General features: G+C 70.7%; 11 protein-coding genes and 3 pseudogenes. 11 read left to right on the top strand and 3 right to left on the bottom strand.

Going from position 1 to position 11,981, the window contains the following annotated elements:
* Positions 1-220: 220 nt before the first annotated feature.
* On the bottom strand, positions 221-457 hold the full coding sequence (locus ACFV9O_RS32025; RefSeq protein WP_385423998.1) for a winged helix-turn-helix domain-containing protein: 237 nt from the start codon (positions 455-457) through the stop codon (positions 221-223).
* Between the two features lie 149 nt (positions 458-606).
* Here ACFV9O_RS32025 and ACFV9O_RS32020 point away from each other — a divergent pair, with 149 nt between their 5' ends.
* Both ACFV9O_RS32020 and ACFV9O_RS32015 read left to right on the top strand, forming a co-directional pair.
* Positions 607-777, top strand: coding sequence for a hypothetical protein (locus ACFV9O_RS32020; protein WP_385423996.1), 171 nt, complete (start codon positions 607-609; stop codon positions 775-777).
* 526 nt (positions 778-1,303) lie between these two features.
* A pseudogene (locus ACFV9O_RS32015) lies at positions 1,304-1,500 on the top strand (hypothetical protein); the annotation flags it as partial.
* Between the two features lie 26 nt (positions 1,501-1,526).
* Here the strand turns inward: ACFV9O_RS32015 and ACFV9O_RS32010 are convergent.
* Positions 1,527-3,665, bottom strand: coding sequence for an N-6 DNA methylase (locus tag ACFV9O_RS32010; RefSeq protein WP_385423994.1), 2,139 nt, complete (start codon positions 3,663-3,665; stop codon positions 1,527-1,529).
* A gap of 244 nt (positions 3,666-3,909) precedes the next feature.
* On the opposite strand from ACFV9O_RS32010, the gene ACFV9O_RS32005 reads away from it, so the two are divergent.
* The 7 genes and pseudogenes from ACFV9O_RS32005 to ACFV9O_RS31975 form a co-directional block, all read left to right on the top strand.
* Entirely contained in the window at positions 3,910-4,455 is a 546-nt protein-coding gene (locus tag ACFV9O_RS32005) for a hypothetical protein (protein ID WP_385423992.1), read from the top strand.
* 59 nt (positions 4,456-4,514) lie between these two features.
* Complete coding sequence (locus ACFV9O_RS32000; RefSeq protein ID WP_385423990.1) at positions 4,515-4,844, top strand: hypothetical protein; 330 nt, start codon at positions 4,515-4,517, stop codon at positions 4,842-4,844.
* A 98-nt stretch (positions 4,845-4,942) separates the two neighbouring features.
* A complete protein-coding gene (locus ACFV9O_RS31995) occupies positions 4,943-5,578 on the top strand; it encodes a hypothetical protein (RefSeq protein WP_385423988.1) in 636 nt (211 codons plus the stop codon).
* A 64-nt stretch (positions 5,579-5,642) separates the two neighbouring features.
* On the top strand, positions 5,643-6,236 hold the full coding sequence (locus tag ACFV9O_RS31990; protein WP_385423986.1) for a hypothetical protein: 594 nt from the start codon (positions 5,643-5,645) through the stop codon (positions 6,234-6,236).
* A 69-nt stretch (positions 6,237-6,305) separates the two neighbouring features.
* Entirely contained in the window at positions 6,306-6,740 is a 435-nt protein-coding gene (locus tag ACFV9O_RS31985) for a hypothetical protein (RefSeq protein ID WP_385423984.1), read from the top strand.
* Positions 6,741-6,866: 126 nt separating this feature from the next.
* Complete coding sequence (locus tag ACFV9O_RS31980; protein WP_385423982.1) at positions 6,867-7,175, top strand: hypothetical protein; 309 nt, start codon at positions 6,867-6,869, stop codon at positions 7,173-7,175.
* A gap of 2 nt (positions 7,176-7,177) precedes the next feature.
* Positions 7,178-8,320: pseudogene (locus tag ACFV9O_RS31975) on the top strand (3'-5' exonuclease); the annotation flags it as partial.
* A gap of 355 nt (positions 8,321-8,675) precedes the next feature.
* On the opposite strand, the gene ACFV9O_RS31970 reads toward ACFV9O_RS31975, so the two are convergent.
* On the bottom strand, positions 8,676-9,206 hold the full coding sequence (locus tag ACFV9O_RS31970; RefSeq protein ID WP_385423980.1) for a hypothetical protein: 531 nt from the start codon (positions 9,204-9,206) through the stop codon (positions 8,676-8,678).
* Positions 9,207-9,777: 571 nt separating this feature from the next.
* Between ACFV9O_RS31970 and ACFV9O_RS31965 the strand changes: the two are divergent.
* Positions 9,778-10,703, top strand: a pseudogene (locus ACFV9O_RS31965) (hypothetical protein); the annotation flags it as partial.
* Positions 10,704-10,977: 274 nt separating this feature from the next.
* Positions 10,978-11,709: an EcsC family protein gene (locus ACFV9O_RS31960; RefSeq protein ID WP_385423978.1), complete on the top strand. Its 732-nt coding sequence runs from the start codon at positions 10,978-10,980 to the stop codon at positions 11,707-11,709.
* Positions 11,710-11,981: the final 272 nt, after the last annotated feature.

Below are 11,981 nucleotides of genomic sequence, written 5' to 3'. Positions count from 1 at the left end.
TGGCTGGAGGGCTACTGCCACCGGCAGATGGTCGACGCGCCGTTCCCTCCACACTGCTCAGGACCTCCGTGCCATCGAGCACCGGTTGAACAACCGACCCCGCAACCCTGGATTGGCAGACCCCCGCCCGAGCCTTCGCCGCCGCTCTGGCACCATGAGCCTGCAGCGTTGCGACGATCACGCGAATCCGCCCTGCTCAGGCGGAGAGGGCTTTTTGCGTTTACACGCCGTCCTGGTCGTCAGCCGGCTCGGTGACGAATGATCCCTTCGACGGGAGCGTCTCGATGAGTCCCCGCTCCCGAAGGTCTTGGAGCGCGCGCCGGATGGTCCGATCGGCGACGCCATACTCCTCCGCCATGCGCACGATGCCCGGCAGCGCCCCGCCCGGCGGGATGCGCCCGGACGCGATGTCATCAGCGATCGCCCGCGCAATGCGCTGCCACTCGTACTCAGCCATACGACGATCGTCACGCGGTGCACCGTTGCCCGCATCGGCAGCCCATGGTGCACCATGGCTGTCCATGGTCTACCGTGGTATATGGGAAAGGGACCCCGGCGAGTGCGCGAACACCCCCGGGGCGTGGCCACGACCCGAGGAGTCGCGACATGGCGGAGCCTACCTACCACTACTGCAACTGGTGCCAGCGCACCTCACCCAATGCCGTCGCGGTGCGCATCGTGCACGCGAACAGCGGCCCCGGCATGACGCTGTATGCCTGTCCGGCATGCCGGACGATCTTCCGGCTCCGCCCGCTGAGCGAGCAGGCCGAGGCGTAGCCGCAACCAGCCGATGACGCCCTCGGCCACACGGTCGGGGGCGCTCTCGTGTTCGGCGACCCTGTCGACGCCCTGATGGCCATGGACGTCGAGGAGTTGATCGGTGTTCCCGGGTTCCTGGGCGATCTGCGGGCCGCCTCAAAGTCGGGTCGTTTCGTGCTCTGCGGTGCACACCGCGTGGTCACGGCCGGACAGAAGACTGCGTACGGACGGTCCCCTGGTGCAGCAAGCCAGCCGCGCGCGACCAGGCCGCCGTTCCGCTCGGCTACGGAGTCGTCCGCGCCAAGGTGTGCCGGCCCCGGTCACGCATACGGCCGCTTCCTGCCGAAGGCAGCACACTTCACGACCCGGCGCACAACCAGCGTGGCACCACAGTGGACGCTCCACTTGAGCAGCCCCTACTGACAGCATCATCCCGCCCTCTGACCTGTCATCCCGCATCAGTAGCACTCCCGGGCTGCACATCCTGGGCCTGGCGGGACGAGGGAGGAGTGCTCGACGCCGTCGCACTGTGGACTCCAGAACGCTGTCCGTCCTCGGCGTCACCGAGAGCACCGTCCCGTTCGTCCGTGAGATCACCCCGCGCGAGGCCGATCCGCTGCAGCACGACGCCGACCTGCTCCGGGAGCGCTGCCTCCCCTTCGTCGCCTGCCCCGCGCCCGCGAAGCGCTCAGCGTGACCTGGAGCGGCACGCCGAGCGAATTCCTGCCGCCCACTGCCTGAGTGGATCGTGGGTGGACGGGCCGGGCTCAGACGGAATCGGTGTCCGGGGGGAGCAGTGCGCCGCTGGTGAGGCCGGCAGTCAGCAGTCCGGCGCTATACGCCGCGAGGTCCGCGGCCTGCTGTGCGGCGGTGCGTAGTTCGTGCAGGCGCCGGAACGCCTGGCCGTAGCGGCGTTGTTCGGCGATCGGCAGCAGCGGAACGCGCAGCCGTCCAGAGTCGAGGTGTACGGATGTGCTGCCGGTGGAGGCGCTGCTGATGTTGTCTTCGGCGGAGAGGAAGCCGGCCAGGAACCACGGATCCAGGCGTTCCCGATCTGGCCGGAAGAGGTGGACGTTGAGGCCGAGCAGGCAGCCGGCGTCCTGCTCGTCGGCCACGCGGGCCCGGGTGCCGTGGGCGCTGACGATGCGCGGTACCAGGATATCGCCGACCTCGATGGGTACCGTGTGGGCCAGGCGCTGCTCGTCGTGACTGCCGGAGGCGCGGACGCCGGTCGCGACATCGGACGCGGTGAGGACGGGCCGACCCGCGTACTCCTTCGGCAGATCTGCATCGTCCGCCCCTCGTACGGCAGGTGCTGCCCGCAGTACCGAGAGGGCGGCGCCTCGTGCGAGGTCGGCGACAGTCGCCGTTCGCCACTCCCGCGACCTGTCCCCCGCCGGCTGCCAGGTGCCCAGAGCAGAGGCATCAGCGAGTGCCCCGATGCCGCGGCCCAAGCGCTCGGTCAGCTCGTCCGCCCGCTTGGCGACCTGGGCGGGGTCGGCGGCGGGCGGGGTGACCCGGACGTGGCGGGCAGGGGTGAGGTCGACGAGGTCGTCGAGAAGGTCGATAACCGGCACCGCGCGTGCGATGCCGGGGGTGTCGGCAAACCCCGACGGGTCCGCATCGAACGCCTGCCAGCATTCGAGCGCGCTGGCGGTCAGGGCCTCCCAGTCCAGCGCCGCCTGCCCGCCTCGCGTTCGGGTCGAGGCGCGGTCGGCCGTTGTCTGGTCACCCGAGAAGTCGACGAAGAGCACGGTCTGGCGATCGCCGCCATCCGGCTGGGGGCGTTGCAGGAGCCAGAGTTGCAGTCCGATGTGGAAGGGGGTGGCCGCTCCCGGCGGCAGCGCGATCACGCCGCGCAGTGCGCCGCCGCGCAGCAGTTCCGCGCGTACCCGGCGTCCGGAGGAGCGTGAGGCGGTGGCCGGCGGCAGCAGCATGACCGCCAGGCCGCCCGGCGCCAGGTGGGACAGAGCGTGTTGGGCCCAGGCGAGTTCGGACTCGGCGCGCGGCGGTACGCCGTAGACCCAGCGCGGGTCGTAGGCGAGCTCATCGTGGCCCCAGTCGCGGTCCCCGTACGGCGGGTTGCACAGCACCGCGTCTGCGGTGGGCTCCGGGAAGGCGTCGGCGCGCAGGCTGTCCCCGGCCCGTACGGAGATTTCCGCATCGGGTGCGGCCAGGCGCAGTCGTACCGCGCTGCGCTGGGCCTGCACCGGGAGGGAGTCCTGGGCGATCAGTTCGGTGGCCCCACGACGGGCCGCGGCAGCGAGCAGCGTGCCGCTGCCGCATGCCGGGTCGAGGACCCGGGCCGGGTACGGGCCGGAGGCGGGCGCGAGCAGGCGGGCCATGAGGTCGGCAAGCGGCTCGGGCGTCTGGTAGGCGCCGCTGGCGGCGCTCTCTTCCAGCTCGCGTTCGGCCAGGACGTCGAGCGCTGCTCGTCCGCCCTCTTCCCGTACGCAGTGCAGGAGCGCGCGCAGCAACGAGGCGTCGGCGGGGGTGTAGGTGACCGACTCGGCGTCGGGAACGCTTTCGGCGAGGTCGGCGACGGCGTCGTGCGACCGGGCCGCGAGGTCCGGGTCGGGCAGCTTGCTCAGCGCAGTGAGTTGGGCCGCGTCGCGTTGAGCCGCGGCGAGCACCAGGGGAAGTAGTCGGGTCGCGGCGCTGCCGCCACCCGTGTACAGGCGCAGCGCAGCGCGGAGTTCCTCCGTCGGTGAGGCGGCGGTGCCGTGGCCGCGCGCGTCGAGCCAGGCGCGGACCGCTTCGAGGTCGTACAGCGGGCTGGTGTCTGTGCCGCCGGCGGGGGCCGGGAAATCCGCGTGCCGGCGGCGCCAGTTGCTGACCGTGGCGCGTGTGACTCCGGCGAGCCGGGAGATCTCGGCTGCGGTCACCTGCGCGGATGGCTTGGGCATGGCATTCCTGACCTGGTGGGCGTGCTGACCGCCAACACTTTACCCCGCCACTCAAAACCGTTAGCTCGATTGACAGTGCTTTCATCTATCTGCTTATCTGTTCACGCTTGCACCTGGGAGCGCTGCTCACGCAGCGCTCCTACAGGACCTGCGCTCCCGCATGCACGCATGAACTCACTGCGGCCGCCGCACGCCCCAGGTGGTCTCGAAGCCCCACCTCCCTCGATCACATGGAGTGCCAGCCATGACCAGCCCCGAACCGCAGAACACCACCGGCTGGGCGACGTGGCCCGGCGTACCGCCGCAGCCCCCGGCCCAGCCGAAGCCCTCGCGCCGCAAGGCCTGGCTCACCCACGGCGCCGTCGGATTCGTCGCCCTGATCCTCGGCGCCGGGATGGGCGGCGGAAACGCCGAGGCCGGAGACAGCAAGGCTGCCGCCCCTGCCCCTACCGCAACGGTGACTGCAACTGCCACCCCCGCCGCCGCCCCGGCTCCGACGGTGACCGTGACCGCGACGGTGACCGCCAAGCCGCCGAAGCCGAAGGGCCCCGCCACCACCGTCGCCGGGGACGGCGAGTACCTGGTCGGCACGGACATGGCCGCCGGCACGTACCGGACCGCCGGGCCGGACGGCTCGTTCGGCTGCTACTGGGAGCGGGCCCAGGACTCCAGCGGCGAGTTCGACTCGATCATCAGCAACGAGAACCTCAACGGCAGCGGCCGGGTGACCGTCCGAAAGGGCGAGGTCTTCAAGACCACCCGCTGCCAGAAGTGGGTCAAGGTCGGCTGACCGGCACAGCGCACCGACAGGCGACACACCACACCCCGAGTGACAGGGAGAAGCACAGCTTGGCCAAGTCCGAGGAGCCCGAGCTCACCGTCTACCACCGACACCTGGCCGCCGTGCTGGAGCGCAGCGACGACGACAACTTCCGCGCCCTGCTGGAGCAGGCGCGCCGCGTCTCGAAGGGCGGATACGAGACCAGCCTGTACGACCACCAGCAGGCCTTCCGTCTCCTCTGGCACCACCTGGACCACAGCGGCTACCTGCACCGTGCCCACCGCGCAGCCCGCGCCCGGCTCGCCTCCGGACGCGCCGCCCCGGACGAGGCCGCCGACCTGGAGCTCTTCCTGACCATCTACGCCGGAGTCCACGCCAACCCCACGCCCACCACCTGAACCACGCCGAGCACCACCCGCGCCACCGCCGCCCCGCCCGGCTGGCGGGCCGTCCTGGGCCGCCCGCCGCCCCCATCGCCACGAAGAGGAGGACCGTCGTGGGCCGCCGCTCACCGCTCGCACACGCACCCCGGCCGCAGACCCGCAAGCGCCATGGCATCTGCATCGACGACCAGGTCAAGGCCATATCCGGGCCGATCGTCCTGGCCACCGACGCATCCGTGGCCGCGGACCGCGTCGCCTCGGGATACCTCGCCACCACCGGACACGCCGGCCTGCGGGCACACCTCTACCCGAGGCACCTCGCCCGCCCCGGCATCCGGGTCCTGGTCACCGAACTGCGCGCGGTCTACTGGGGCTTGAAGCGCATCCTCGCCGCCCACCCCGGCCACCCGGTCGAGGTCCGCGTCGACAACATCGAGGCCCTGGCCCACCTGCACGCCTGGCAGCGCGGCGACAGCGGGATGCCCGAGGGCTACGACACCCGCCTCCGCTCCCAGGGCCGCACCCCCACCCTCGCACAGCTCCAGATGATCGCCGAATACACCCCGGACCTGACCTTCGTCCACGAGAAGGCGCACGTCGGCCACCCCCTCAACGAGGCCGCCGACTCCCTCGCCAAGCTGGGCCTGCGCTGCGTACGGGGCCAGGTCGCCCCGACCGAACTCCCCCGCCTCGTACCCCTGTGGGCCTCCGGCGCCCTGGCCGACCACCGGCGACGCGCCACCGCCTGACCACCCCCACCTCCCGCACCACCGCACGACACCCACTGCAGTCCCCGCGAGAGGAACCACCGCCATGTCCGACACCGCCTCCGAGGCCACCGGCCAGGCTCCCGCACCCCCCGTGACCGCGCCCGCCGCATCCGAGGTCACCGTCCCCGCCCCGCCCACCACACCACCGCTTCCTGCACCAGCGCCGGCGCCGCCGCAGCCGCGCCCGTCGCTCGCCACACGAATCAGCGGCATGCGCCCCACCACCGCACTGACCCTCGGCGCAGTGGCCGGCGCCGCCCTGGTCGCCCTCGCCTGGGTCGGCACCACCATCGACTTCGCCGATGCCCCGGACACCTTCACCACCACCGGCGGCATCTTCCTCATGGACCCCGACGGCTTCACCAACGACAGCGGCTCCTGCACTGGCGACGACGGCTACGACGACCTCGACGCCGGCACCGAGGTCACCATCTCCGACGCCTCCGGCACGGTGGTCGCCGCCGACAGCCTGACCACCGGCGAAGTCGTCGGAACCACCTGCCTGTTCAAGTTCACCGTCCACGGCATCCCGGCCGGCTCCAAGCTCTACCGCGTCGAGGTCTCCCACCGTGGCGACCTCACCAAGACGGAGGCCGAACTCCGCAAGGGCGACATCGCCTTCACCCTCGGCGGCTGACCCCAGCCCGCAGCACCCGTTGCAGGAACCCCGCAAGCGCTTCGCCCGCCCTCCGCAAAGGAACGCTCAGTGACCAGAGAGAAGATCATCGCCATCGCGGCCTGCGGACTGGCCGCCGCCTCCGGCACCGTGACCGTGGTCGACCACATACGTACCCACTCCGCATTGGAGGCCGCCCGCCGCCAGACGGCCACTGCCACGCACCGCGCCGAGCAGGCCGAGGCCCGCCCGCCCAAGGTCGTCACCAAGACGGTCACCAAGACCGTGGAAAAGCCGGTCTTCGGTCGCTCCACCCTCCTCGGCGTCTACGCAGCCGGCGTCATCACCGGGGGCATCTACACCGACGATGGCGACCTGACCTTCACCGCCAGCGACACCACCTGCTCGCAGCAGTACTCCCAGATCTCCAAGGAGCCCAACGGCGGCACCGTCCACCGCGACGACTTCATGAAGGCCTGCCTCGACAACGTCAACGACACCGCCAAGGCCGACCCCGCGCCCTGACCCCGACACCGACCCGCGGGTGGAACAACACGGCCTCCGTGGCGGGGCCGGACAAGACATCCCACAAGCAGCTCCGCTGTGGGCCTGACCGAGGAACCGTCACTTCACACAGCAAGGGGGACAACTATGCGCGTACGACGAGCGGCGCGCCTGACCGGTGGCGGACCTATCTGGGACGAACGCGTCCCGCGTACTTGGGAGGCATCCGCGCTGCGGCCGGGATCAATCCCACGGGCCGACCTGCTGATGGCCCTGGACGACACCCTGCGCGACATCGCCGCCGCCCGCCACCGCGGCGACCTCCGCAGCGCACGACGCAGCCACATGCGCGCCTCCCGCTACGCGCGGCGCCTGCCGGCCTCGATGACCCGCAGACAGCGCCTGGTCCTCACCGGCCTGGCCCGCGAGCTGTGGCCGCACGCCGCACCGCGGTGATGGTGGACGGCTTCGCGAGCCGGGTCGTCGCCGAAGCACCGGGGGCGGTGGTACTGCGCCCGCTGATGAGCAACGAGGAGGAGAGCCGCTAAAGCAAGGCCGCCAAGGCGACGGGCTTCACCGGCAGCGCGCAGTTCCTCGCCCAGGAGTACCGGCACGTCATCCTGGCCCAGGACATCCGGACCCTGGCCGAGTACGAAACGGCGGACCGGTGGGGCCGCGGGAGCCGACTGGGCGGCCGAGCGGCCACTGGTGTGGGAGACGGTCGAGCGCTTCACGGCCGGCCTCGCGGCGGACGGGCCCGCACCTGGCTGCAGACGTGCGCGGAGGCGGCAAGGCTGCTCGAGGAGCACGGACCGCGCTACCGGCACGTCGTGGTGGACGAGGCACAGGACCTGCACCCAGCGCAGTGGCGACTGCTGCGCGCGGCCGTCCCCGCCCGCCCGGACGACCTGTTCATCGCAGGGGTCCCGCACCAGCGCATCTACGACTCGAGGGTGTCGCTGAAATCGCTGGGCATCAAGGTGACCGGGCGGTCGGTGAAGCTGCGTAAGAACTACCTCAGTACGCAGGAGATCCTGCGCTGGTCCACGGCGTTGCTGATTGGCCGCCCCATCGCCCAGCTGGACGACGAGAACCGCAACGAAACCCTCCTCGGCTATCGTTCCGCCCTCCACGGCGACGGGCTGGCTGTGCACGCGTCGGCCACCGAGGAGGCCGAACTGGACGCGCTCGTCACGCACGTACGGGCCTGGCTGGACGCGGGCATCGGAGCAGGGAGATCGGGATCAGCGCCCGGTTCAACAGGACCTGCGCGAAGGCGGTGGGACGTCTCAAGGACGCCGGTATCCCCGCCGCCACCCTGCGCGCCGCCGATATCGCCACCGGGGAAGCGACGACCGTTCTGGCCGGGACCATGCACTCCTTCAAGGGCCTGAAGTTCCGCTGCGTCGCGGTCATCGGCGTCACCGAGGAGACGCTGCCGTTCCCGAAGGCGATCACCCCGCCCGAGATGGACGCCAGACAGCACGAGACGGCTGTCGGAACGCTGCCTGCTCTTCGTCGCCTGCACCCGCGCACGGGACAGCCTGTACGTCTCCTGGTCCGGCAAGCCCAGCCCGTTCCTGGTGGAGGCGGGGGTGTGACCCCGTCGGCCGGCTCCGACGACGGCGAGCGCGCAGGGCCCCCTGCACCTCCTGAGTAGTGCTCACCACCGGGCCGTGCGCCTTCTGGGTGGGCATCGAGCTCAGCGTCTCCGGCAAGCACTCCTACCTCGACTGGGGCGGATTCCTCGCCCTGGGATGCGCGGGCGGCACTGGTTCTCAGCGCCTTCCGGCTGCGAGTCCCGAAGCGCGTCCCGACACCCTGACGGCCCCCCGTCCTCGCTGTTCATCGCCTGCACGACAAGCAGCCCCTGGCGGGTTCATCCCCTGACCGGCAAGCGGCACGTCCCCGCGAACAAGGCACCGTGTAGTCGATGTCGAGGCGGCGGACGAGCCACTACCTGATGCTCTGAAGCAGCTGTCCCGTGGCAGTGACGGTCCAGAACGACCATCCGTTGCGATTCGGATTGACGTGCGGGTTGAGGGCGTGCACCACGGCGACTGCCGCCCCGCTGGGAGTCTCGTACTCGCCGCGGCCGGGACCGGAGGGGATCGTCACCGTGCGGCACGACGGGTCGTAGTAGGCATCGGTACGTCGGCTCTCGTAGAGCGCGTGGATCTCGACACCCCGCTCTGTACGGAGCTCCTGAACTGCCGCCCCGACCAGTTTGGGCGCGGCTGGATCCTCCGCGATCACCTCCTCGTCGGCAGGCAGCTCGTCGGTTTCCCGGTGGGCGGACTGCCCGTCGTAGGTGGGCAGGCCCAGCAGCTCGTTGAGGACGTTGGCCAGCAAGCGCCTGCGGGCAGCCAGGAAGTCGGGGAACCGGTCCAGGGACCTCAGCTCAGGCTCGTCGGGAATCCACTGCTCGGCCAGACGCTCCGGCGCGATCCCCGCCATGTATTCGGCGGGCAGCCTGGAGGAGATCATCTTTTAGCAACCGCCGAGAAAGGCCGCGGTCGAACGGCCCCAGCGTCGCTTGCCAGGGTTGTCGCGTACCCCGCTCCGGCCGTCAGGATGCCCGTACGCATACTCCGCCACCACGCGCGGGGACACCGCCACGCAGAGTCGCCGGTGAGTAGGCGGTGGCACGGCCGAGGCGGACAGGCTCCGGCGGACAATGCACGAGACCACGCTCCCTGTCGCGGTGCGGCGATCCGTCGCCGTGCACCGTCCCGCCCGTATCTCCCCTCGACCGTCCTCAACGGCGTTGCCAGTACCCACCTATAGCGGGCCAGGCCGGCGGGCTCGCCGACACCGCCGGGTCGCCGCTGGCCGCGCGCGGGTCGCCGAGGCGGCCGTGCCGGGCGGGACGGGATGCGGGCCGGTCGGCGACCCAGCTGGAGGGTCGCGATCTTCCACGGTCGCAGGGCCAGCTGTCCTGCCCCGTCCGCCACGGCCAGCGTCCCGACCAGCCTGCCCAGCGCGGTCTGCGCGGCGCGGCGCGGCGGGGGTGAACGCGCCCCGGACCAAGGCCTCGGTGGCCTCGCCGCCTTCGGCGACCAGGCGTACCTCCGCCCCCGTGGACTCCTTCAACGAAGGGCTCTTCCGGCTCGTCGTCGACCCGGACCTGCGCGACCGGGTCGACGTCATGACCGTCGACGCCTTCGCCGGACGCGTGGTCAACACCTCCCGTCGGCCGCGCACCGGGTATGAGGAGAACGCCCGTTGGGAGCAGGCCGCGGAAGCCACCGGCTTCACCGGCACCCCGCAGCTCCTCGCCCAGGAGTACAAGCACGTCGTCCTCGCCCAAGGCGTCCGCAGCCGGGGGAGTACGAGCGCTGCGAGCGCCGGGGCCGCGGCAGCGCGCGGCCGGTCTCAGCTCGGCCGCTGGTGTGGCGGACCGTGGAGGAGTTCACCCGCCGCCTGGCCGAGGATGGGCTGCGCGTATACCTCGGCACCTGCGTGGAGGTCACCGACCTGCCGACCGAGCGGGGGCCGTGCTACCGGCACCTCGTCATCGATGAGGCCCAGAACCTCCACCCGGCCCAGCGGCGGATGCTCCGCGCGGCCGCCCCGCGGCGGCCCGACGACCTGTTCATCGCGGGCGACCGCACCAGCGGATCTACCACAACCGGGTGTCGCTGAAGTCCCTCGGCATCAGCGTTGCCGGCCGTTCGACCAAGCTGCGCAAGAACTACCGCTCCGCCCAGGAGATCCTCAGCTGAGCGACGGGACTCCTGCTCGGCCGGCCCTACGCCGAACTGGCCGACAGCGGACGGCACAACACCCTGATGGGGTACGGCTCGGCTTTGCACGGTTCCGAGCCCCTGGTCCACGCGGCGGAGACAGGAGGAGGTCGACCGGCTTCAGCACGAGGCCGACCTCGCCGCGGAACGCTGCCTGCTGTTCGTCGCCTGCACCCGGGCCCGGTACGGCCGATACGTCTCGTGGACCGGGCAGCCGAGCCCGTTCCTGGTGGAAGCCAACTGCGGGGCAGGTAGCCGACACTGTCTACCCACCATCCTCAAATCAAGCAAATTGACGATGCTTTCACTTACACGGGAAGATGCAACCGCTTCACTCGTGAAGGCAGCGCGGCGAAGGACGTCGTGGTGCGAAGGGGTGGACGAGCGGTAGCGAGAGGGACGCAGCTTTCGCCGCCCGCAGCCTTGCCGGAGATGCCTGCGACCGGAATCCTTCTCCTGCCCGCAGCAGTGCGGGATGCCTCTCGTGGGGCGCTCGCAGAAGGGGGCGTGTGATGGCTGACAAGAAGACGTCTGACGACGGAGCGGTCGAGAAGACTGGGCAGTGGATTGCTGGTCTTGCGGAGAAGGTCATGGTGAACGGTGTGGGGCCGATCACTGGGTCGGTGACCTGGGCCGAGGACCGTCTTTCGCGTAGGCAGGGCACCGATTACAGGGCACCTGGTGACGACGAGCGCCGTTCTCCTGAGGACATGAAGGATGACGTCGATGCGGTCGTCGCCCGCCTCATCAAGGAGTCCGTGGCTGCGGCTGGGACTCAGGGGTTCGTTACCGGGCTCGGGGGTCTGCTCGTTGCAGGCGTGACGATCCCTGCGAACGTGGCTGCATCCGTCGCCATCAACATGAGGATGGCTGGTTCCATCGCGCACCTTCGGGGATGGGACATACGTGACCCGCACGTGCGGACCGTCGTGATGATGCTCGCGATCGGGATGAGTACGCAGAGCGTCCTGGCAGCCTTCGGGGTGAAGGTCGGCCAGAAGATCGGCGAGCAGATGATCAAGAAGATCCCGATCGCGATGATCCGGGCGATCAACAAGAAGGCCGGGACCTACCTCGTCGCGAAGTACGGAACCCAGCGCGCTGCGATCACGCTCGCCAAGGGGGTCCCGATCCTGGGGGGCATTGTCGGAGGCGCTGTGGACGCAGGAGCAACTGCTGTCATCGGACGGGCCACGGACAAAGCCTTGCGCGGCGACACCCTGCAGGCCGAGGAACCGAAGTAACGAAGAAGCGAACCAGGTAGACGAGCGCTCGCCTATTCCTCGCTGGGCGTGGATGGAGAGGTAGCCAGAGTCGACCTTCGCCTTCGCGCCGGGACGGATGCGGAACTGCTCGGTGATGCCCTCGGTGCCCACGGCGGGTCGGGTAGCGGGGGGGGGGGGAGGGGGTGCGGTCCCCCCCCCCCCCCCCCCCAACCCCCCCCACCCCCCCACCCCCCCCCCCCCCCCCCCCACCCTCCCCCCTTCTCGACAACCCACAGTAGGCCAGCGCACGC

The organism is Streptomyces sp. NPDC059909 (assembly GCF_042730885.1).
Lineage (GTDB): Bacteria > Actinomycetota > Actinomycetes > Streptomycetales > Streptomycetaceae > Streptomyces.
The sequence above is the reverse complement of the archived record's forward strand: the minus strand, read 5'-3'. Positions and strand labels throughout refer to the sequence as shown.

Coding starts and splice junctions, on each gene's coding strand:
- ACFV9O_RS32025 (WP_385423998.1), bottom strand. CDS start 457: ATGGCTGAGTACGAGTGGCAGCGCATTGCGCGGGCGATCGCTGATGAC.
- ACFV9O_RS32020 (WP_385423996.1), top strand. CDS start 607: ATGGCGGAGCCTACCTACCACTACTGCAACTGGTGCCAGCGCACCTCA.
- ACFV9O_RS32010 (WP_385423994.1), bottom strand. CDS start 3,665: ATGCCCAAGCCATCCGCGCAGGTGACCGCAGCCGAGATCTCCCGGCTC.
- ACFV9O_RS32005 (WP_385423992.1), top strand. CDS start 3,910: ATGACCAGCCCCGAACCGCAGAACACCACCGGCTGGGCGACGTGGCCC.
- ACFV9O_RS31990 (WP_385423986.1), top strand. CDS start 5,643: ATGTCCGACACCGCCTCCGAGGCCACCGGCCAGGCTCCCGCACCCCCC.
- ACFV9O_RS31980 (WP_385423982.1), top strand. CDS start 6,867: ATGCGCGTACGACGAGCGGCGCGCCTGACCGGTGGCGGACCTATCTGG.
- ACFV9O_RS31970 (WP_385423980.1), bottom strand. CDS start 9,206: ATGATCTCCTCCAGGCTGCCCGCCGAATACATGGCGGGGATCGCGCCG.
- ACFV9O_RS31960 (WP_385423978.1), top strand. CDS start 10,978: ATGGCTGACAAGAAGACGTCTGACGACGGAGCGGTCGAGAAGACTGGG.